We start from the raw sequence: 20,767 nt of genomic DNA on the forward strand, positions 1-20,767 counted from the left end.
CCGTAATGAACGAACCGATAATCCATATCAACCAACTTTATAAAAAGTATAAGGATGCCGATGATTTTTCCGTCAACGATTTAAGTCTGTTGATTGAAAAAAGCGAAATCTTCGGATTGTTGGGGCCTAACGGTGCCGGAAAAACGACCTTGATTTCCATGTTGTGTGGTCTGATTAAACCGACTTCGGGAACCTTTTCCATTGACGGGCTTACGTATGATAAAAATGCAACAAGCATCAAAAAAACGATAGGCGTTGTGCCGCAGGAATATGCGTTGTATCCGACGCTTACGGCTCGTGAAAACCTACGTTATTTCGGGAGTATGTACGGGTTGAAAGGGAAGGAATTGCATCAGAAAGTAGATGCTGCGCTGGACCATTTAGGACTTTTAAAATTTGCCGACAAACGTGTGGAAACTTTTTCAGGAGGAATGAAGCGCCGAGTGAATTTAATTGCCGGGATTTTGCACAATCCAAAGGTTTTATTTCTGGATGAACCTACCGTTGGGGTAGATGTGCAGTCTAAAAATGTAATTATTGATTATTTGAAAGCCTTGAATGAAGGTGGAACAACGATTATTTATACCTCACATCATTTAACTGAGGCTCAGGATTTTTGTACCCATATCGCTATTATCGACCGAGGGAAAATCTATGCCAAAGGCACACCAAACGATTTGATTGCCCAAACAAAACACGCTCATAATCTTGAAGATGTGTTTATTTCATTAACCGGTAAAGAGCTGCGGGATGATGCATAAATTTTTAATGTCGGTATATAAGGAAATCCTTTTGTTGAAAAGGGACTTTGGCGGACTGGTCATTCTGTTTGTCATGCCGTTGGTGCTGATTGTGACGATTACCTTAATTCAGGACAGTACCTTTAAAACGGTTACCGAAACAAAAATCCCGATTTTATTGGTCGATAACGACAAAGGCGAAATCGCTAAAACCGTTCAGGAGAATTTAAACCAAAGCGGTTCTTTCGAAATTGTTACCACCCTCGATAATACTTCAGTTACGGAAGCTATTGCCAGAGAAGCGGTTTTCAAAGGAAAATACCAGCTGGCGATTGTCATTCCGGAAAAATTGAGTTCCGATTTACAACGAAAAGTCAACCAGAACGTGGAAAAAATCCTGAGTACTTTCGGGATGGAAGACACAGTTACTGCTGCTAAAATTCAGGAAATCAAGCCGAAGGAAGTGAAATTATATTTCGATCCGGCGACCCAGTTGTCATTTAAAAACGGTGTGAAAAGTGCCATCGATAAGATGATTTCCCAAATTGAAACCAAATCCATCTACGCAACGTTTCAGGATCAATTGGGTGAAACCGACGAGCCTTTGTTTGAACAGAAAAGTTTTATCTCCTTTAAAGAAATCGTTCCAAAAGTGGACGACAAGGAAATTGTTCCCAATTCGGTGCAGCACAATGTGCCGGCCTGGACACTGTTTGCCATCTTTTTTGTGGTGGTGCCGCTTTCCATCAATATTGTAAAAGAAAAAAGTCAGGGAACCTTGGTACGTTTGATTACCAATCCGGTGCCTTATGCCATAGTAATCCTCGGAAAAACCGCAACCTACCTAATCATCTGCATGATTCAGTTCTGGCTGATGGTTGCCGTTGGTGTTTACCTTTTTCCGTATTTGGGCTTGCCGGTGCTGGAAATCGAGGGTAAATTGCTGCTGATGAGTACGGTGGCTTTATTTTCAGGTTTGGCCGCTATCGGTTTTGGGATTTTACTTGGGACGGTGGCGAAAACCCAGGAACAATCGGCTCCGTTTGGCGCTACTTCGGTAGTAATTTTGGCGGCTATTGGCGGCGTTTGGGTGCCGGTGTTTGCCATGCCGAAAGTCATGCAGTACGCTTCGCATATTTCTCCGATGAACTGGGGGCTGAATGCATTCTATGACGTGTTGCTCCGCAGCGGAAGCCTGCTGGAAATCCTACCCGAAATAATTTTACTACTTTTGTTCTTTTTACTAACCACTACAATTGCCATCGGCTATGATAAAAAGAAAAGAGCAGTATAACGAAGTGCCGGAACTGACCATTTCCCAGGAAATACGAGTACGTTTTAACGAAACCGATCCTTTGGGAATCGTATGGCACGGTTATTACATTACCTATTTCGAAGACGGACGCGAAGCCTTTGGGCGGGAACACGGCATCTCTTATCTTGATGTACAGCGAAACGGCTATACGACGCCCATCGTAAAGTCAGAATGTGAGCACAAATTATCTTTGCGTTACGGGGATGTCGCGCGTATTGAAACTACGATTGTCGATACTCCGGCTGCCAAGATGATTTTCCGATATAAAATATTTGACACCAACGAAAAAGTAGTCTGCACCGGAGAAACCATTCAGGTTTTTGTGGATGCCAAAGGCGATTTATCGTTGAATTTACCGCCTTTTTTCGAGGCATGGAAGCGTAAAGTTGGACTACTGAAATAATGATGAAACAGGTTTATATTACTGATGCCAATTGCGTCACTCCTCTGGGGTTTGATGTAGATTCCAACTGGAACGCCATGCAGATGGGAATTTCCGGAATTCAGCAGCACCATGATGTGGGGCTTTTGGAGTCGTTTTACGCGTCGGTGGTGCAAACGGAACAATTGGATGTTGCCTTTGAAGCGGTTGAAGCGAATACTGGTTTTACCAAACTGGAAAAAATGCTGATTCTCGCCTTGAAACCTTTGGTTGCTAAATACCCAATCACTCCAAAAACAGCTTTTGTTTTTTCCACGACAAAAGGTAATATAGGGCTTTTGAAACAGGGCCTTGATAAAAGTGCATCGGTACAATTGGCAGTTTTGGCTAAAAAAATCAGTACTTATTTTGGTTTTACTGCCGAACCTATTGTGGTTTCCAATGCTTGTGTGTCGGGGATTCTTGCTGTGGCAGTGGCCAAAAGGATGATGCAATCCGGTATGTTCGACAATGCTTTTGTGGTGGCAGGTGACGAAGTTTCGGAATTTGTACTTTCCGGATTCAATTCCTTTCAGGCAATGAGCCCTGAACCCTGCAAACCTTACGATGCCAACAGAAGCGGTGTTACCTTGGGTGAAGCAACTGCAGCTGTATATTTGACCAAAGATGAAAATGAGGTGACCGCCGGAAGTTTTAAAATTTTGGGAGACGGTGCCGTAAACGATGCCAACCATATTTCCGGACCTTCACGTACCGGGGAAGGATTGTACAGAAGCATCCAAAGTGCTTTACGCGAGGCTGCAATTTCTGCAGAAAAAATTGACTACATCTCAGCCCACGGAACGGCTACGCTATACAATGATGAAATGGAAGCCATTGCTTTCAACCGTTTGAATTTGGAACAAGTTCCCGTAAACAGTCTGAAAGGCTATTACGGTCATACGTTGGGAACTTCCGGATTGTTGGAAACGATATTCGGAATGGAAAGTGCCAAACGCAATACGTTGCTAATTTCCAAAGGATATGAAACCAGTGGGGTAACGGTGCCGCTGAATGTAATTGCGCAGAGCGATGCTACAGCAATCAACTGTTTTTTGAAAACAGCTTCCGGTTTTGGAGGGTGTAATACGGCGGTGTTATTTGAAAAAGTAAATTAATTTGGAAAGGAAGAACAACATATCGGGACATTGTGTCATTGAGAACAATTCGGTTTTTCTGAATGGAGAAAAAAGCTTTGCTTTGGAAGGTGTTTCGTTTTCGGAATTTGCCAAAGCAGCCTACAAACATTTTCAGATGGACTACCCGAAGTTTTTTAAAATGGACAATCTGAGCAAGTTAGCTTTTCTGACTTCAGAAATTATTTTAAAAGATGTTGCAAAATCGGAAGAAGAGCAGGATATTGCGCTCGTTTTTGCGAATCAGTCTTCAAGCTTGGATACCGATGTAAAATACCAGGAATCGATAGCCGATAAAAACGACTATTTTCCAAGCCCGGCGGTGTTTGTGTATACCTTACCTAACATCTGCATTGGCGAAATCAGTATTCGCCACCAGCTGAAATCGGAAAACGCTTTTTTTGTTTTCGATACTTTTCCAACGGTTTTTCTGCACAATTATGCGGAAATGCTTCGGGAAACCCAAAAAGCCCAAAAGGTATTGTGTGGTTGGATGGAATATTATCAGGAAAACTACAAAGGGGTTGCTTATTTAGTGGAAGAAACCGGAGATTTAGAACATAACGAACAGATTATAAATACATTATACAGAAATTAAGATGGACGCTTTAAAACAGGAATTAAAATCAAAAATCATCGAAGTATTAAACTTGGAAGATGTGGCAGTAGAAGATATTAACGACAACGATGCACTTTTTGGTGACGGTTTAGGGTTGGACTCTATCGATGCGTTGGAACTGATTGTTTTGATGGACAAAGAATATGGTATCAAGTTAACAGATCCGAAAGAAGGAAAAACGATTTTCCAGTCGATTGAAACCATGGCGGCTTATATTACTGCAAACAGAACCAAATAATTCATGTACAGTAAAGTTGCCATAACCGGAATGGGGATCATTTCTTCGATTGGAAAAACCGTCGAAGAAAACTTTACGTCTTTAACGGAAGGGAAAAAAGGGATTTCCACCATTGAAAATCTCGAAACCATTCATAAAGACGTCATTAAAGTAGGAGAAATTAAGCTCACCAATACTGAGTTAGCGCAACTTTTAGGGCTTTCGTCCGATAACAATTATTCAAGAACGGCCCTATTGGGGGCTTATGCTGCCAAACAAGCGGTGCAGTCGGCAGGAATTAACGCGATTAACGAATACCGCACGGGTTTGATTTCTTCTACCAGTGTGGGAGGGATGGATATGACCGAAAGGTACTTCTATGATTATTTCAAAAACGAAGCCGTTCAAAAATACATTACCGCGCATGATGCCGGAGATTCGTCGCATAAAATTGCGGAATACCTCGGTCTGGAAGGTTTTGTAAGTACGGTAAGTACAGCGTGCTCTTCGGCAGCGAATGCTATCATGATGGGTGCCCGAATGATTCAGGCTGGAAAATTAGACCGTGTCGTGGTAGGAGGAACCGATGCTTTGGCGAAGTTCACCATCAACGGGTTCAAAACCCTGATGATTTTATCCGATACCTATAACACACCTTTTGACAACCATCGAAAAGGACTGAATTTGGGAGAAGCTGCGGCTTTTCTGGTTTTGGAATCCGATGCGGTAGTCAAGGAGCAAAATAAAAAAGTGTTGGCGTATGTGTCCGGATTCGGCAATGCCAATGATGCGTATCACCAGACGGCTTCTTCGGAAAACGGAGACGGTGCGTTTTTGGCGATGGAAAAAGCCTTGCAATTGGCTAAGTTGGATATTTCGGATATCGATTACATCAATGCCCACGGAACCGCTACCCCAAACAACGATTTGTCGGAAGGAAGGGCACTGATTCGAATTTTCGGGGAAAAAGTACCGGAATTCAGTTCCACTAAAGCCTTTACAGGACATACGTTAGCGGCAGCAGCAGCTATTGAAGCAGTTTACAGTGTGTTGGCGCTCCAAAATAATGTGGTGTTTCCGAACCTGAATTTTCAAACTCCAATGGAGGAATTTGATCTGATGCCGCAAACGACTTTAAAACATAAAGAGATTCGTCACGTGCTGTCCAATTCGTTCGGATTTGGCGGTAATTGTTCCACGGTAATATTTTCTAAAAACTAATGAAAGGCTGTTATATTAACGGAATGGGAATCATTTCGGCTCAAAACCTTCTGGAAGCCGATTTTTTGGAAACGGCCGTGGTGAACCAAACGGATAATGTGCTGTATGCACAACAACCGTCCTATAAAGAACTGATTCCGCCGGCGATGATTCGACGTATGGCCAAAGGGGTGAAGATGGGGATTTATGCCTCAACGCAGGCTCTAAATGAAGCAGCTGTTCAAAACCCTGAAGCCATTATTACCGGCACCGGGATGGGTTGTGTTGAAGATTCTGAAAAATTCCTGAAAGCCATTTTAGACAATAACGAAGAATTTTTAACCCCTACATCATTCATTCAGTCTACGCACAATACGGTGGGAGCACAGATAGCCTTAGGGTTACAGTGCAAAAGTTATAATTTTACGTATGTGAACGGTGCGGTATCTTTCGAATCGGCACTGATGGATGCGAAAATGCAGTTGGAAAACGAGGAAATACACTCTGCTTTGGTGGGCGGTATTGATGAAACGGCACAGCACACCATTGATTTATACAAATTAAAGAATATCATCAAAAAAGAAGAAGCGAAACCGTATGCGATTTTGAATTCCAATTCAGAAGGTGTCGTGTTCAGCGAAGGCGCTTCCTTTTTTACACTGGAAGATACACCAAAAGCCACTTCATATGCGAAAGTTGCCGACGTGGTCATCAAGAATATTATGGCCTCTGATGAAGTGTCGGGTTTTATCAGCGAATTTTTAAAAGAGAACCAATTGACAGCCGATGCTATTGATGCTCTAGTGTTAGGAAACAACGGCGATATTGCTTTCGATCATTATTATGATGCGGCAGCGGCTTTGTTTCCGCAGACGCCGCAAGTGTACTACAAACATTTGAGTGGGGAATACAATACCGCTTCCGGATTCGGATTGTGGATAGCAGCCAATTGCCTTAAAAAACAGGAAATTCCGGCGCTTATAAAAATGAATGACTACACAAAAACTACCCTGAATGCCGTTTTGTTGTACAATCAGTATCAGGGGAAAGACCATAGTTTAATTTTACTGCAAAAATGCTAAAGCATAAAAACATAATCGTTTTATGTTTAATGGTGCTGCTTTTGCTGTTTTTTTTAAAAGTGGCCTGGTGGACGTATGGCTTGGTTTTTCTGTTTTTTTTGGGAATGACCTCCTGGGGTTCTTTTGACATTCGCTTGGGTTATTTTTTGAAAGCTTACAATAATAATCCCCACGAGAAATCCCGCAAAATCGCCCTTACGTTCGACGACGGACCACACGAAATGACCGAAAAAGTACTCGATTTGCTTCAGCAGTACAATGCCAAAGCGACTTTTTTCTGCATCGGTACTCAAATTGAAAAACATCCCGAGATTGTTAGTCGCATCCTTGCAGAAGGCCATATTTTGGGCAATCATACGTATTCTCATTCCAAATCGTTTGGTTTTTTTTCCACAACAAAAGTGAAAGACGAAATCAGGAGAAATGATGCACTCTTAGCTGAGGTTGCCGGTAAAAAAATCAAATTGTTTCGCCCGCCATTTGGGGTTACCAATCCTAATATTGCCAATGCCATTGCTGCGACCGGACATCAGGTTGTCGGTTGGAATATCCGTTCGTTGGATACGGTGATTGATAGCGAAGACAAGATTTTTGAACGCACCCAAAAAAGAATTCAACCCGGAGGCATTGTACTTTTGCACGACACTTCGTTGAAGACCGTTGCAGTTTTGGAACGGTTATTGTTATTTTTGCAGTCGGAACACTACGAAATGGTTTCGGTAGATGCATTATTAAATTTAAAGGCTTATGAAGACTAACTTCTTTTTGTTTATCCTCACTCTGTTGAGTTGTACTGTAAATGCTCAGGAACAGAAAATGTCAGCTGCCGAAATTACCTCATTTAAATCGACTGTCGAAAAAGAAACGCAAGGCATCAAAACCCTGAAAACGGATTTTGTGCAATACAAACACATGGATTTTCTGTCGAAAGACATTGAAACTTCCGGGAAAATGACATTCAAAACGCCAAACTTGTTGAACTGGCAGTATACCAAGCCGTATCAGTACAGCATCGTTTTTAAGAACAATAAAATCTACATCAACGATCAGGGGAATAAAAGCACTGTGGATGCCAAAAGTAAAATGTTCGAGAAAATCAACAAACTGATCGTGGGCAGCGTAAGCGGGAATATGTTCGATGATAAGGAATTTACCATTTCGTATTTCAAAAACAAGGAATTTTACATTGCCAAATTAGTCCCAAAAACCACTACGGTAAAAAAATACATCAAGCAGGTGGAGTTGTTTTTTCCGATGAACGAGTCGACCGTATCTCAGGTGAAACTGGTAGAGCCGTCCGGAGATTTTACCAGAATTGTATTCAAAAATAAAGTAATCAATGCAAAAGTGGATGATGCGGCTTTTACTAATTAGCCTGCTTTGTGCCGGACTGTTTTCCTGTAAAAGTTATCAGCCGGAAAATGCTGTACGAAAGGAAAATTCCCGTTCCGAATTCCAGAATCTTTATTTTGCGGATCCCCAAACGGATTATGTATACAAAGCCCACATCGAGGTTTACGGACATAAGGCTGGAGGGATTTTCGTGGCCAAGCGCATTAGTGATTCTGTGCATCGTGTAGTTTTTACGACCGATTTTGGAAATAAATTGCTTGATTTTGAGCTGTCGGAAACGGATTTTAAAGTGCATTATATTTTAGAAGAAATGGATCGGAAAATGGTGGTTAACACGCTCCGTGACGATTTTCGGCTGTTGTTGAAAGTGAATCGTAAAATTGAAGCAACTTTTGAAAATAAAGATGCTGAAATTTTTAAAGCTGTTCAGGGAAAGCGATCGGTTTATTTTTATTTTGATAAAAAAGATAACAGACTGGTAAAATTCATTGCGGCTTCAAAACGTAAGGAAAAGGTTATTTTCGAATTTGGTTCAAAAAACAGTATTTTTGCCGAGACTGTAAAAATCGATCATAAAAACATTAAACTCAAAATTGAATTAAATCAGATTGTTAATTAAAAAATAGTACGAATGAAAAAAGTAATTTTTGTTGCGTTGTTAAGCTTTTTAGGATTTACTCAAGCAGACGCCCAGGTATCTTTTAAACCAGGGGTGCGTGCCGGTATAAACTTCTCTCATTTTACACAAACCGATAATCCGAACGAGAAATTTTCTTCCAAAACCGATTTTTATGCCGGGGTTTTCGGAGCGCTTCAATTGTCAAAGTTCTATACCCTGCAACCGGAATTGGTATTCACCAAGCAAGGTTCTGAATATGAGTACATTGATAGCGATAATAAAAAATTCAAAGAAACTATCGACCTGAGTTATATCTCGGTAGGAGTAGCTAATAAATTCACGTTTAACCGCTTCAATTTTGTGGTAGGGCCAACGGTAGACGTAAGAATTAATGACAACAATAAAAGCCTAAACGCTACCTATAACGATAGTTATGATTATTATTATGATGATTACAACGGAATTGATTTCGCTTTCTTTGTAGGAGCTGGTGTAGAAATTACGAAAAATTTCGGTATTGAAGCCCGAATCAAAAAAGGAATCATCCCGGTTAACGGCGATTGGGATTATACCAATGTGGTGTATCAGGTTGGGTTGAATTATGCTTTTGATATTAAAAAATAACAAAGAATGAAGAAATATTTAGTAGCAGCTTTGTTCACCTTTGCACTATTGCAGGGTGTGAATGCTCAAATGAAGGCAAAGCCAGGATTAAAGGCAGGTTTGAATTTTTCCAATTTCACGAATACAGAAACCAATACGAAAACAGATTTTTATGTTGGAGGATTGGTTGCTTTGAAGTTTACTAAGTTTTATACCTTACAGCCGGAATTTGTGTATTCTCGCCAGGGAGCGAAAGCGGATTATGTGGTTTACAATCCCCTTTATACCGGAACTCCTATCCGACACGAAAAGTATCATATTGATTATATGTCTTTTGCTGCGTTTAATAAGTTTACCTTTGGAAAAGGATTTCATGCCGGAGTTGGGCCTACCTTAGATTTTAGAATCGGCGATAATTTTCATGAAATGTATATCGAGGAGCCACAAGATTTTGATTTAGGACTTATTTTTGGCGGAGGTTATTCGTTACCAAACGGATTGACTTTTGAAGCCCGATTCAAACAAGGTTTTGTGGATATTTTTGGCAATGATTATAATAATTATTCCGATCAAGATAATGACGGTGATGCCAGTGATGTAGTGCTAAACCAAGTATTCCAGTTAGGCGTTTCCTATACTTTTGATATAAAATAAATCGTGTTTTTATGTTGTTAAAGGATTTTTATACTGTTGAGCAATTAGAAAATGTATCCGAGGGAAAGTACAATGCTATAGTACATTTGAACAATAAGCATGAGATTTTTAAGGGACATTTTCCGGACAATCCTGTAACACCAGGGGTTTGTATGATGCAGATTATCAAAGAATTATCGCAGGAAATTTTAGGAAGTTCACTGTTGATGACCAGTTGTTCCAATGTGAAATTTATGGCCTTAATCAATCCGGATGTAACGCCGAAATTGAAGCTGGAGCTTGAAATTTCTGGCGATTTGAATGCGGAAGTGAAGGTGAAAAACACGACCACTTTCGGTGAGACCGTAGCCTTAAAATTGACGAATACTTATAAAAAAGCGTAACATGAACGTATTGTTATCCCTGGTATTGTCTTTTTTTTTCTGTCTGACTCAGGATTTGTCTGACGTCAGATCGCAATACTATGCCGCTTCCAAAAGCCGTCAGGCTGCCGATAAATTTTACGACAGTATGGAATCGTATAATAGGGATAATAAAACCTTGTTGGCCTACAAAGGAGCTGCTTTGACGTTGAAATCGAAATTTGCTTCGGATAAAAAAATACGGAAAGAATCGTTTACGGAAGGCGTGATGTTGTTGGAAAACTGCGTAAAAAAAGAACCTAAAAATGCCGAAATACGTCTGATCCGGTTGAGTATTCAGGAAAATACGCCTAAGTTTCTAAAGTACAAAGCAAACATTGAAGAAGACAAGAAAATGATTTTAGCTTCCTTCGATAAAGAACCGAAAGAACTTCAAAACTATATCCGAACGTACGTACAACAGTCGAAAGTATTCACAGACACTGAAAAACAAAAACTAAAATAACACATGGCAACCGGACCAAACATTTCGGAACGAATGAACCAGCGGAAGGTGTGTGTGATTATTCCAACGTACAATAACCACAAAACACTGCGCCGCGTGATTGACGGTGTTTTGCTTTGTACTCAAAACGTAATTGTAGTCAACGATGGTTCCACCGATACCACAACGACTATTTTGGCGTCCTATCCAGACATAACGCTGGTAGATATTCCTCAGAATCAAGGAAAAGGCAACGCTTTGCGCGAAGGGTTTAAGAAAGCAAAGCAATTGGGGTATGCCTATGCTATTACCATAGATTCGGATGGTCAGCATTTTCCGGATGACATTCCGGTTTTTCTGGATGCAATGGAAGCAGAAGGGAAAGACATCCTGCTCATCGGAAGCCGAAACATGAATCAGGATGGTGTGCCGAAAAAAAGCAGCTTCGGGAATAAATTTTCTAATTTCTGGTTTTGGTTTGAAACCGGAATCACTCTGGAAGATACCCAATCCGGTTATCGTTTGTATCCGTTGGAGGCCATACCGAAAAAGTTTTTTACCAAAAAGTTCGAATTTGAAATCGAAGTGATTGTACGCACCGCCTGGAATGGGGTTCCGGTAAAAAATGTGCCGGTAAAAATCCTGTACGATCCCAACGAACGGGTAACTCATTTCCGGCCGTTTAAAGATTTTACCCGAATCAGTATCCTGAATACCGTTTTGGTATTTTTACTGTTCGTGTATATCAAGCCTCGAAATTTTTTCAGAAGTTTCAAAAAAAAAAGTCTTAAAGAATTTTTCCGCGAAGACATTTTAGCTAGTTCCGATTCCAATTTAAAAAAAGCATTGTCCATCGGCTTGGGGGTGTTTTGCGGGATTGCTCCTTTTTGGGGTTTTCAGACGGCCGTAGTGATTTCGCTCGCCGTGTTATTGCGCTGGAATAAGCTTCTGGCCTTTACCTTTTCCAACATCAGTATTCCACCGATGATTCCGTTGGTTATCTTCGGATCGCTTAAAACAGGCGCCCTTTTTGTGGAAGATACTGCCCGGTTTACTTTAGGAAGTCCCATTACGCTGGAACACATCAAAAATAATGTGGTTCAGTACCTTATCGGGAGTTTTGTTTTAGCAACTGCTGCCGCAATCATTTTCGGGGTTGGAAGTTATTTACTACTTTCGCTGTCGAAAAAATCAGAATAGTAAAATGCACACTTATTTCATTGGAATCCATCGTTTTGTACAACGAAACAGGCTGTTGTCGGCCTTTGTGGCGTTTTGTTTTCTGGTTCTTTTTGGTTTTTTGGCCTCTAAAATCCGGTTTGAGGAAGATATTACCCGCATCATTCCCAAAAATGAGAAAGCCGATGTTACCGCTAAAGTGCTGCAACAACTTAATTTTTCCGATAAAATCACGGTAATTATTGAAAAAGACAAGGCCGGAACGGTAGACGATCTGACCGAAACCGCCGATGCTTTTCTGGACAGTATCAACAGTTGTAAGGAATACATCAAAGACATACAAGGTAAAGTAGACGAAGAGAACATTCAGGAAACTTTCGATTTTGTGTACCACAACCTGCCTTTGTTTCTAGAAGCTAAAGATTACCGGCAAATCGAACAAAAGCTGAACAACGACAGCATCGCCGCTCAAGTCGATAAAAATTACAGAACCCTGATTTCGCCCACCGGAATTGTAGCTAAAGATTTCATTCTGAACGATCCGATGGGGATTTCCTTTATTGCTCTGAAAAAACTGCAGCAATTGGGGGTAGGTGACGAGTTTCAGTTGAAAAACGGTTATGTGATTACCAAAGACGAATCGAAACTGCTCTTGTTCATTAGTCCGAAATTAGGCGGTAGTGAAACCGAAAAAAATACGCTTTTCGTAGCTCAGCTTCATGCGATTCAGGAAGTATTGAACAAGCAGTTTAAAACGAAAGCAACTGTCGATTATTTCGGATCCTCGTTGATTGCAGTGGCCAATGCCAAACAGATCAAAAATGACATCATCACCACTATTTTGGTTTCCCTTGGGACCCTGATGCTGATCCTGATGCTCTTCTACCGAAAACTGTTGATCCCGATCATTATATTTATTCCGACGCTTTTCGGTGTAGCCGTGGCTATTGCTGCTTTAGTGTTTCTTAAAGGGACAATTTCTGCCATCTCTTTGAGTGTAGGCGCGGTTTTGCTTGGTGTTACCATCGATTATTCACTGCACATCATGACCCATTACCGTCATAACAGTGATGTGGAGCATTTGTATAAAGACATTACCATGCCGCTTATTATGAGTAGCTCGACTACGGCGATTGCTTTTCTGTGTTTGCTTTTTGTGAATTCGGAAGCTTTGAAAGATTTGGGGATATTTGCCGCCATCAGCGTAATGGTTTCGGCCATTTTTTCGCTGTTGATTATACCGCATCTGTATAAACCCAAAGTAGCGGAAGTGGCAGAACACAAAACTTTTTTAGACAAAGCCGCCGGGTTTTCTTTTGAAAGTAATAAGTTTTTGATTATTTCCAGCGTCATTGTCATAGCGGTCAGTCTGTTCACGTTTAACAAGGTGAAATTCAACAACAACCTTTCCGATTTGAATTTTGTGCCTTCGGAGATTAAGAAAGCGGAAGCCAAACTGGAAAGTGCTTCAAATCTGACATCGAAATCGATTTATCTGGCTTCGTACGGAAATTCGATGGAAGAAGCCTTGCAACACAACAACAGCCTGTTCGAAAAGCTATCAGCACAGAAAACGAAAAAAGAAATCCTGAATTTCAGTTCGATTGGAGGCATTGTCCTTTCCAAAGCCGCACAACAGGAAAAAATAAAACAATGGGAATCTTTTTGGACCGAATCCCGAAAAAATACTTTACAGAACAGTCTGATTGCCAACGGTAACCGCATTGGCTTTAAACCTGAAACGCATCAGTCGTTTTACGATTTGCTGAACTATGCCTTTGTGCCGATTTCCTTCAGCGAGTATGCTAAAATGAAGGCGCTTTATCTGAACGAATTCGTTAGTGAAAAGAACGGATTTTGTACCGTTACTTCCGTAGCCAAAGTTTCCGATGCACAAAGGGATGCTTTTGTAAAGGTTATGGCTAAGGAGAAAGACGTTATTGCCATCGACCGTCAGCACATGAACGAAACCTTTTTGGGGAAATTGCGCGACGATTTCAACGATTTGATCAACTATTCCTTTGTAGCGGTCATCCTGATTTTATTTGTGTTCTTCCGAAGAATTGAACTGGTGATTGTCAGTACCATTCCCATAGTGATTACCGGAATTGTTACCGCAGGCGTGATGTATTTTTTCAACATACAGCTGAATATTTTCAGTCTGATTGTCTGTACGCTTATTTTCGGACATGGGGTCGATTTCAGTATTTTCATGACCAGTGCGTTGCAGAAAGAATACACTACCGGAAAAAATGAAATGGGAACCTATCGAACTTCCATATTGCTGGCGGCCCTGACTACAATTTTAGCGATCGGAGCCTTGATTTTTGCCCAACACCCGGCCTTGAAATCGATTTCTTCCGTGTCGTTGATTGGGGTTTTTGCAGCCTTGCTGATTACCTTTATTTTCTATCCGATTTTATTCCGCATCTGTTTCTTTAACCGTGTGAAGAAAGGGAAATCGCCCATCTCCTTACGATTGCTGATCCATTCGACGCTTTCTTTTATTTACTATGGCTTGGGCGGTTTGGTTTTTTCTTTTACCGGAAAACTCATGCTGAAAATCCTGCCGGTTAAGAAGGGCGTGAAAATTATGTGGTTCCGTATCATCATTTCGAATTTTATGAAATCGGTGCTGTATTCCAATCCTTTTGTAAAAAAACAGATTCTCAACCGATACGGGGAAACGTTCGAAAAACCTTCGGTAATCATTTCCAACCATACGTCCTTTTTGGATACGCTGGCCATTGGGATGGTCACTCCGAAAATCATTTATTTGGTAAACGATTGGGTTTATAATTCGCCGGTTTTCGGACGTGTGGTCAAGTTGGCGGGATATTATCCGGTTTCGCAAGGTGTGGAAGGCAGCGTGGAACATTTGCGTGAAAAAGTGGAAGAAGGCTACTCGTTGATGGTTTTTCCGGAAGGTTCGCGTTCCGAAGACGGGGTGGTTAACCGTTTCCATAAAGGGGCTTTTTACCTGGCGGAGCATTTTAATTTGGATGTTTTGCCGGTGTACATTCACGGAAATGCCGAAACTTTACCTAAAGGCGATCATATCATCTACGACGAAAACATATCGGTAGTTATCGGAAAACGGATTGCTGCAGAAGATACCGCTTTCGGGTTGAATTATTCCGAACGCACCAAAAAAATAAACAAACATTTCCGGGAAGAATACGCGCTTTTGCGTAATGAACTGGAAGACGAGAATTATTTCCGACATAAATTGTTCCTGAGTTATTTGTATAAAGAACAGGAAGTAATAAAAGCGGTAAAATCCGATTTTGAAAAAAGGAAATCATTGTATTTCCGATTGAATAAGGTGCTGAAAGAGGATGCCAGAATTTTGCATGTTGCCGATGATTACGGGCAATTGGATGTGTTGTTGGTGTTGCAGCAGCCCAAACGAAAAATCGAAAGTTTTCAGCAGAATGCCGAAAAGAGAGCCATTGCTTCAGCAAATTATATGTTGAAAAAACGCAAGCTGTCGTATCTGGATTCCGTTTTGGATCACAACAAAAAAGAAAACGTTTTACTGGTTTCGGCCAAGTATTCGGATTTTGTAAAACAAATGACGCTGGGCGAGGTGCAACAAATTGTTTTAATTGATAATTTTGAATTGAAAAACCATTTTGTAAACCTTGGTTTTGAAGTGTGTGATCAAGCAGAAGGGCTATTGGTTTTAAAGAAATAAGAAGTGGATAAAAAATACGACATCGTAATTATCGGAAGCGGACTGGGTGGCCTCGTATCGGCCATTATTTTGGCGAAAGAAGGTAAAAGGGTCTGTGTTTTGGAAAAGAACAATCAGTACGGAGGCAATCTGCAGACGTTTGTTCGTGAAAAAACAATTTTCGATACCGGGATTCATTATATCGGAGGATTGGATAAAGGCCAGAATCTTTATAAATATTTCTCCTATATCGGCATCATGGACCAATTGAAACTCAAGAAGATGGACGAAAACGGTTTCGATATCATTTCCTTTGAGGATGACAAAACCGAGTATCCGCATGCCCAAGGTTATGAAAACTTCATTCAGCAATTACTGGTGCATTTCCCGGAAGAAGAAGCAACCATAAGAGCCTATTGCGATAAACTGATTTATACCTGTGATTCCTTTCCGCTGTACAATTTAAAACAGGGTGAAGGGTATCAAAGCGAAATCCTTTCCATCAATGCAAAAGCCTATCTGGATGAATTGACCGACAATGAAAAGCTGAAAGCGGTTTTAGCCGGTTCCAATTTTCTGTATGCCGGTATTGCGGACAAAACCCCGTTTTATGTGCACGCACTTTCGGTGAATTCGTATATTCAGAGTTCATGGCGTTGTATCAACGGCGGAAGTCAGATTACAAAACAACTGATCAAACAACTTCGAAAATACGGTGGAGAAGTGTACAAACATCGGGAAGTGGTTGGGTTTGGCTTTGAATCGGAAAAGCTGGTTTCGGTAAAAACGAAGAATGGCGAAGAGTTTTTTGGGGATCTTTTTATTTCCAATATCGAACCGAAGACCACGCTGAAAATGATCGGCGAAGACAAATTCAGAAAATCGTATTACAGCCGCATTCAAAGTCTGGATGTGTTGCCTTCGGCTTTTAGTTTGTATATTGTTTTTAAACCCGAAAGTTTTCCATACCTGAATCACAATTATTATCATTTCAAGGAAAGTGCCAAGGTTTGGAACGCCAATGAATATACCGAATCGTCATGGCCGGAAGCGTATATGGCTTCCATGAATGTTTCAGAAGAAAATCAGGTTTGGGCCGAAAGTCTTACAGCAATTACCTACCTGAAATTTGAAGAATTTGCCAAGTGGGAGACTACCCATAATACGGTTTCTGAAAAATCAGACCGTGGTGCATCTTACGAAAAATACAAAAACAAAAAAGCAGAAGCGTTTATCGCCGAAATTGAGAAAAAGTTTCCGGGTATCCGCGAATGCATTCAATCGGTACATACGTCCACGCCTTTGTCTTACCGTGATTACATCGGTGGGCATAATGGGAATTTGTACGGTTATATCAAAGATTCGAACAATCCTATGAAAACCTTTATTTCACCGAAAACCAAAATTGATAATTTGTTCTTAACCGGACAAAGCATCAACATGCATGGGGTTTTGGGAGTGACCATTGGAGCCGTAGTGACGTGTTCCGAAATTCTGGGCAAAGACTATTTAGTGGATAAAATAAACAAAGAGCTGGAAGCCATCGGATGAAAAGAAGCATTCAGATAATTTTTTTCTTTGCCGCCATGTTGTCGCTGTTTTCCTGTGGCGTTTCCGAATCGTTGCACCATCAGCCGCAATTGTCGGGTTATGGCCAGGAGAAACCTTTGGTCATAAAGTATAACGATACTTTGTATGCTGCCGGAGATAATTATCTGATAAAAAACAAACAGCAGCTTTGGGAATTGTACGTGTCGGGAGATCCGCTGCAAAGAGGGCAACGCATTGGTGCTTTAACCCAGCCGCTTTTACAAAAACAGGAGAAAATTTTCTTTTCCAAAGTACAGGAAATCGTGCCTTCCAAATTCAAACAAAAAGTGCTGCGGGAGTTTTTGAAATGGTACAACCGAAAACTGTATCGCCACATCACCGAAGAGTATAAAACCGAAATATACGGACTGTCGCAATATGCCTCCGACGAATTCAATTTCATCGCACCAAAATACCTGCGAAGCCTTTACCTGCACGGTGCACACGATATTGGTCATGCTTTGCAGGATTTGGCTTTGGTAGGCTGTTCGTCTATGGCGGTTTGGGGTGATAAAACCGAAGACGGGCAATTGCTTTTGGGAAGAAATTTCGATTTCTATGCCGGGGATGCCTTTGCACAGGAAAAAATTATCGCGTTTATAAAACCCGATTCAGGCCATCCGTTTATGATGATCACCTGGGGCGGAATGATGGGCGTGGTGTCGGGGATGAACAATGAAGGATTGACGGTTACCATCAATGCCGGAAAATCGGAGATTCCGCTGATAGCGAAAACACCTATTTCCATTGTGGCCCGGGAAATTTTGCAATATGCGTCCACCATTGAAGAGGCCGAAGCCATTGCACGAAAGCGGAAGGTTTTTGTATCCGAATCCATTATGGTGGGAAGTGCCAAAGACAAAAAAGCCGTTTTGATTGAAGTGGCTCCGGAAAATTTCGGGGTTTATGACATGCCAAACAGCAATCAGTTAATTTGTTCCAATCATTTTCAGAGTGAAGCCTACAAAACAGACGAAAGGAACCAGCGGCATATTCTGGAAAGTCATTCCCAGTATCGTTTCGAGCGCATGCAGGAGTTGTTGGACGAGCAGGAAAAGATGAATCCGGAACGCATGGCAGCCATATTGCGCAACAAAGACGGCTTGCAAAATGCTAAAATCGGTTACGGAAATGAAAAGGCGCTGAATCAGTTGTTGGCACATCACGGCATCGTGTTTCAGCCGGAAAGCCGTATGGTTTGGGTGTCGTCGAATCCGTACCAGCTGGGTGCGTTTGTGGCGTATGATTTGCATAAAATTTTCAACAAAAAAGAAAACGATTTTGTAGTTTTAGGCACAGAATCGAGGACCATTCCTAAAGATGATTTTCTGGATACGGAAACCTATCGGAAATACGAAGAGTATCGCATTCAGGACCGGATTATCGATAAAGCTCTTTCCGAAGAAAAAATATTGGAGCCCAATTTTATCCCAGCCTACCAAAACCTGAATCCGGAGCATTGGGCTGTTTATTTTAAAGCAGGGAAATATTATTACGAACGCGGTTGGTATAAAGCGGCGGAAATCGAATTTCAAAAAGCGCTGACCAAAGTAATTAGCACCGAACCGGACAGGATTCAAACCGAAACCTATCTGAAAAAAGCCAAAAAGAAACAACAATGATACCGGCAATAGAAAAAGCAACTCCGAACGAAATAAAGCAATTTCAGGAACAAAAACTGAAAGAAATGCTGGTATATGTTAGCGAGCATTCACCGTATTATAAGAATCTCTTTGAAAGGGAAAAGATTAATGTTCGTTCGTTGGATACGCTGGACGATTTACAGCAACTTCCGGTTACCACCAAAACGCAGTTACAGGAACATAACGAGGCATTTTTCTGTGTTCCGATGCATAAGATTATCGATTATGCCACGACTTCCGGTACCTTAGGAAGCCCAGTGACTTTTGGTTTGACTGATAAGGATTTGGAGCGTTTGGCCTATAACGAAGCGATTTCCTTTGCGTGTGCAGGCATTCAGGAAGGCGATGTGGTACAATTGATGACTACAATGGACCGTCGTTTTATGGCTGGATTGGCTTATTTTTTAGGCTTGCGGAAATTAGGCGCGGGAGTCATTCGGGTAGGTGCCGGAATACCGGAATTGCAATGGGATTCCATTTTAAAATACAAACCGAAGTATTTGGTAGCTGTCCCGTCTTTTTTACTGAAACTGATTGAATATGCCGAACACCACGGTATCGATTATAAAAACTCAAGCATAAAAGGGGTGATTTGTATTGGGGAATCGCTGCGGAATCAGGATTTTTCACCAACCATCCTCACCCAAAGAATCACGGAAAAATGGTCAGTTCAGCTTTTTTCCACCTATGCCTCTACGGAAATGAGTACAGCTTTTACAGAATGTGAGCATTTTCAGGGCGGACACCATCATCCGGAGTTAATTATTACCGAAGTGTTGGATGAGAACGATACCCCCGTAGCAAACGGCGAAAGCGGTGAATTGACTATTACAACTTTAGGGGTAGAAGGAATGCCGTTGCTGCGTTTTAAAACCGGTGATATCGTACAGCTTCACACGGAAAGTTGTGCCTGCGGGAAAAACACGTTGCGCGTGGGCCCTGTGCTGGGAAGAAAACAACACATGATTAAATACAAAGGCACTACGTTGTATCCGCCGGCCATGCATGATTTGTTGACGTATTTCGAGGGGGTTAAAAGCCACGTTATTGAAATTTCAACCAATGAACTGGGTACCGATGAAATCCTGATTAAAATAGCTTCGGATGAGCCTTCAGAAGAGTTGTTGAATCAGATCAAGGATCATTTCAGAGCAAAATTGCGAGTTTCACCAAAAGTTGAATTTATTGCGCAAGATATCATAAATAAGATTATATTTGCACCGATGAGTCGTAAGCCGATAACCTTTATCGACAAGCGAATGTAAGTTTTGGGGGATTAGCTCATTTGGCTAGAGCGCTTGCCTGGCAGGCAAGAGGCGACCGGTTCGAATCCGGTATTCTCCACAAAAAGACCGCAGCTGAAAAGTTGCGGTCTTTTTTTGTACGGTATATAATTGTTACTCTTCGATGTAGGTTTTGTTTCCGTTCGAATTAATATAGTATTTCCCTCCGCGAGGTCCGGTGTATACTTTTTTTCCGTTGTAGGTGCCGGTTACTTTATCGGCTATTTTGGGTGCTTTTTCATTACTGGCTTTTTCCTTTACTTTCTTGGCAGTGCTTTTGCCTTCGTCTTTTATTTTAGCATCAACTTTATTGGCTGTTGATTTTACTTTACCGGCATCCGATTTTGCATCTCCTTTTACTGATGCCGAATTTTCTTTTGCTTTGGAGGTTGCTTTTTTAGTTGTTTTTTCAGCTTTTGTAAGACCTTCATCGGCTTTGGTTTCCACTTTTTTTACGGTCTTTTCTGTTTTTGAGGTCGTTTTACGAACTGTTTTTTTAACTTCGGTTTCCTGAGCAAAAATGCTGGTGGATAGCATTAGTGCGATTCCTAATAAAAATATCTTTTTCATTTTTTAAAGTATTGGTTTATA

21 protein-coding genes and 1 tRNA gene are annotated in these 20,767 nt (G+C 41.2%); 21 read left to right on the forward strand and 1 reads right to left on the reverse strand.

Annotation, left to right across the window (positions count from 1 at the left end; all coding sequences use genetic code 11):
• Positions 1-5: 5 nt before the first annotated feature.
• The 21 genes from ABGT15_RS00100 to ABGT15_RS00200 all read left to right on the forward strand — a co-directional run bounded on the left by ABGT15_RS00100 (position 6) and on the right by ABGT15_RS00200 (position 20,237).
• The gene (locus ABGT15_RS00100; RefSeq protein WP_367229387.1) at positions 6-761 is read left to right on the forward strand and encodes an ABC transporter ATP-binding protein; all 756 of its coding nucleotides are present in this window, start codon (positions 6-8) and stop codon (positions 759-761) included.
• Positions 751-2,034 (forward strand): ABC transporter permease, encoded by a 1,284-nt coding sequence (locus tag ABGT15_RS00105; RefSeq protein WP_367229388.1) that lies wholly within the window; start codon positions 751-753, stop codon positions 2,032-2,034. Before ABGT15_RS00100 ends, ABGT15_RS00105 begins: the two co-directional genes overlap by 11 nt.
• Entirely contained in the window at positions 2,009-2,458 is a 450-nt protein-coding gene (locus tag ABGT15_RS00110) for an acyl-CoA thioesterase (protein WP_367229389.1), read from the forward strand. The genes ABGT15_RS00105 and ABGT15_RS00110 overlap by 26 nt, the downstream gene beginning before the upstream one ends.
• Positions 2,458-3,594, forward strand: coding sequence for a beta-ketoacyl synthase N-terminal-like domain-containing protein (locus ABGT15_RS00115; RefSeq protein WP_367229390.1), 1,137 nt, complete (start codon positions 2,458-2,460; stop codon positions 3,592-3,594). The genes ABGT15_RS00110 and ABGT15_RS00115 overlap by 1 nt, the downstream gene beginning before the upstream one ends.
• Position 3,595: 1 nt before the next feature.
• Entirely contained in the window at positions 3,596-4,210 is a 615-nt protein-coding gene (locus ABGT15_RS00120; RefSeq protein WP_367229391.1) for a 3-oxoacyl-ACP synthase, read from the forward strand.
• Position 4,211: 1 nt separating this feature from the next.
• A complete protein-coding gene (locus tag ABGT15_RS00125; RefSeq protein WP_367229392.1) occupies positions 4,212-4,469 on the forward strand; it encodes a phosphopantetheine-binding protein in 258 nt (85 codons plus the stop codon).
• 3 nt (positions 4,470-4,472) lie between these two features.
• Positions 4,473-5,669 carry a beta-ketoacyl-[acyl-carrier-protein] synthase family protein gene (locus ABGT15_RS00130; RefSeq protein WP_367229393.1) on the forward strand — a complete coding sequence of 399 codons (1,197 nt, stop codon included), beginning with the start codon at positions 4,473-4,475 and terminating at the stop codon, positions 5,667-5,669.
• Positions 5,669-6,730, forward strand: coding sequence for a beta-ketoacyl synthase N-terminal-like domain-containing protein (locus tag ABGT15_RS00135; protein ID WP_367229394.1), 1,062 nt, complete (start codon positions 5,669-5,671; stop codon positions 6,728-6,730). The genes ABGT15_RS00130 and ABGT15_RS00135 overlap by 1 nt, the downstream gene beginning before the upstream one ends.
• On the forward strand, positions 6,724-7,488 hold the full coding sequence (locus ABGT15_RS00140) for a polysaccharide deacetylase family protein (protein WP_367229395.1): 765 nt from the start codon (positions 6,724-6,726) through the stop codon (positions 7,486-7,488). The genes ABGT15_RS00135 and ABGT15_RS00140 overlap by 7 nt, the downstream gene beginning before the upstream one ends.
• A complete protein-coding gene (locus tag ABGT15_RS00145; protein ID WP_367229396.1) occupies positions 7,478-8,104 on the forward strand; it encodes a LolA family protein in 627 nt (208 codons plus the stop codon). The genes ABGT15_RS00140 and ABGT15_RS00145 overlap by 11 nt, the downstream gene beginning before the upstream one ends.
• Positions 8,070-8,702: a hypothetical protein gene (locus ABGT15_RS00150; protein ID WP_367229397.1), complete on the forward strand. Its 633-nt coding sequence runs from the start codon at positions 8,070-8,072 to the stop codon at positions 8,700-8,702. The genes ABGT15_RS00145 and ABGT15_RS00150 overlap by 35 nt, the downstream gene beginning before the upstream one ends.
• Before the next feature lie 12 nt (positions 8,703-8,714).
• Positions 8,715-9,326, forward strand: coding sequence for a porin family protein (locus ABGT15_RS00155; protein ID WP_367229398.1), 612 nt, complete (start codon positions 8,715-8,717; stop codon positions 9,324-9,326).
• A gap of 6 nt (positions 9,327-9,332) precedes the next feature.
• Positions 9,333-9,959, forward strand: coding sequence for a porin family protein (locus ABGT15_RS00160; protein WP_367229399.1), 627 nt, complete (start codon positions 9,333-9,335; stop codon positions 9,957-9,959).
• A gap of 11 nt (positions 9,960-9,970) precedes the next feature.
• Positions 9,971-10,342, forward strand: a complete 372-nt coding sequence (locus ABGT15_RS00165; protein WP_367229400.1) for a 3-hydroxyacyl-ACP dehydratase — start codon at positions 9,971-9,973, stop codon at positions 10,340-10,342.
• A 1-nt stretch (position 10,343) separates the two neighbouring features.
• Positions 10,344-10,826, forward strand: coding sequence for a hypothetical protein (locus ABGT15_RS00170; protein ID WP_367229401.1), 483 nt, complete (start codon positions 10,344-10,346; stop codon positions 10,824-10,826).
• Between the two features lie 3 nt (positions 10,827-10,829).
• Positions 10,830-12,005 carry a DUF2062 domain-containing protein gene (locus tag ABGT15_RS00175; RefSeq protein WP_367229402.1) on the forward strand — a complete coding sequence of 392 codons (1,176 nt, stop codon included), beginning with the start codon at positions 10,830-10,832 and terminating at the stop codon, positions 12,003-12,005.
• Positions 12,006-12,009: 4 nt separating this feature from the next.
• Positions 12,010-15,681: an MMPL family transporter gene (locus tag ABGT15_RS00180; RefSeq protein ID WP_367229403.1), complete on the forward strand. Its 3,672-nt coding sequence runs from the start codon at positions 12,010-12,012 to the stop codon at positions 15,679-15,681.
• Between the two features lie 3 nt (positions 15,682-15,684).
• Positions 15,685-17,211 carry a phytoene desaturase family protein gene (locus ABGT15_RS00185; protein WP_367229404.1) on the forward strand — a complete coding sequence of 509 codons (1,527 nt, stop codon included), beginning with the start codon at positions 15,685-15,687 and terminating at the stop codon, positions 17,209-17,211.
• The gene (locus ABGT15_RS00190) at positions 17,208-18,872 is read left to right on the forward strand and encodes a C45 family autoproteolytic acyltransferase/hydolase (RefSeq protein ID WP_367229405.1); all 1,665 of its coding nucleotides are present in this window, start codon (positions 17,208-17,210) and stop codon (positions 18,870-18,872) included. The genes ABGT15_RS00185 and ABGT15_RS00190 overlap by 4 nt, the downstream gene beginning before the upstream one ends.
• Entirely contained in the window at positions 18,869-20,158 is a 1,290-nt protein-coding gene (locus tag ABGT15_RS00195; protein ID WP_367229406.1) for a phenylacetate--CoA ligase family protein, read from the forward strand. Before ABGT15_RS00190 ends, ABGT15_RS00195 begins: the two co-directional genes overlap by 4 nt.
• A gap of 5 nt (positions 20,159-20,163) precedes the next feature.
• Positions 20,164-20,237, forward strand: a tRNA-Ala gene (locus ABGT15_RS00200).
• Positions 20,238-20,290: 53 nt separating this feature from the next.
• Here the strand turns inward: ABGT15_RS00200 and ABGT15_RS00205 are convergent.
• A complete protein-coding gene (locus ABGT15_RS00205) occupies positions 20,291-20,746 on the reverse strand; it encodes a hypothetical protein (RefSeq protein ID WP_367229407.1) in 456 nt (151 codons plus the stop codon).
• Between the last annotated feature and the right edge of the window lie 21 nt (positions 20,747-20,767).

Source organism: Flavobacterium enshiense, assembly GCF_040750275.1.
GTDB classification, from domain to species: Bacteria; Bacteroidota; Bacteroidia; order Flavobacteriales; family Flavobacteriaceae; genus Flavobacterium; species Flavobacterium enshiense_B.

Bases quoted from the DNA above. Each gene is read 5' to 3' on its own strand.
- ABGT15_RS00180 (WP_367229403.1), top strand. From the start codon at position 12,010: ATGCACACTTATTTCATTGGAATCCATCGTTTTGTACAACGAAACAGG.
- ABGT15_RS00175 (WP_367229402.1), top strand. From the start codon at position 10,830: ATGGCAACCGGACCAAACATTTCGGAACGAATGAACCAGCGGAAGGTG.
- ABGT15_RS00135 (WP_367229394.1), top strand. From the start codon at position 5,669: ATGAAAGGCTGTTATATTAACGGAATGGGAATCATTTCGGCTCAAAAC.
- ABGT15_RS00165 (WP_367229400.1), top strand. From the start codon at position 9,971: ATGTTGTTAAAGGATTTTTATACTGTTGAGCAATTAGAAAATGTATCC.
- ABGT15_RS00105 (WP_367229388.1), top strand. From the start codon at position 751: ATGATGCATAAATTTTTAATGTCGGTATATAAGGAAATCCTTTTGTTG.
- ABGT15_RS00125 (WP_367229392.1), top strand. From the start codon at position 4,212: ATGGACGCTTTAAAACAGGAATTAAAATCAAAAATCATCGAAGTATTA.
- ABGT15_RS00195 (WP_367229406.1), top strand. From the start codon at position 18,869: ATGATACCGGCAATAGAAAAAGCAACTCCGAACGAAATAAAGCAATTT.
- ABGT15_RS00140 (WP_367229395.1), top strand. From the start codon at position 6,724: ATGCTAAAGCATAAAAACATAATCGTTTTATGTTTAATGGTGCTGCTT.
- ABGT15_RS00190 (WP_367229405.1), top strand. From the start codon at position 17,208: ATGAAAAGAAGCATTCAGATAATTTTTTTCTTTGCCGCCATGTTGTCG.
- ABGT15_RS00115 (WP_367229390.1), top strand. From the start codon at position 2,458: ATGATGAAACAGGTTTATATTACTGATGCCAATTGCGTCACTCCTCTG.
- ABGT15_RS00205 (WP_367229407.1), bottom strand. From the start codon at position 20,746: ATGAAAAAGATATTTTTATTAGGAATCGCACTAATGCTATCCACCAGC.
- ABGT15_RS00145 (WP_367229396.1), top strand. From the start codon at position 7,478: ATGAAGACTAACTTCTTTTTGTTTATCCTCACTCTGTTGAGTTGTACT.
- ABGT15_RS00110 (WP_367229389.1), top strand. From the start codon at position 2,009: ATGATAAAAAGAAAAGAGCAGTATAACGAAGTGCCGGAACTGACCATT.
- ABGT15_RS00150 (WP_367229397.1), top strand. From the start codon at position 8,070: ATGCAAAAGTGGATGATGCGGCTTTTACTAATTAGCCTGCTTTGTGCC.
- ABGT15_RS00170 (WP_367229401.1), top strand. From the start codon at position 10,344: ATGAACGTATTGTTATCCCTGGTATTGTCTTTTTTTTTCTGTCTGACT.
- ABGT15_RS00155 (WP_367229398.1), top strand. From the start codon at position 8,715: ATGAAAAAAGTAATTTTTGTTGCGTTGTTAAGCTTTTTAGGATTTACT.
- ABGT15_RS00130 (WP_367229393.1), top strand. From the start codon at position 4,473: ATGTACAGTAAAGTTGCCATAACCGGAATGGGGATCATTTCTTCGATT.
- ABGT15_RS00100 (WP_367229387.1), top strand. From the start codon at position 6: ATGAACGAACCGATAATCCATATCAACCAACTTTATAAAAAGTATAAG.
- ABGT15_RS00160 (WP_367229399.1), top strand. From the start codon at position 9,333: ATGAAGAAATATTTAGTAGCAGCTTTGTTCACCTTTGCACTATTGCAG.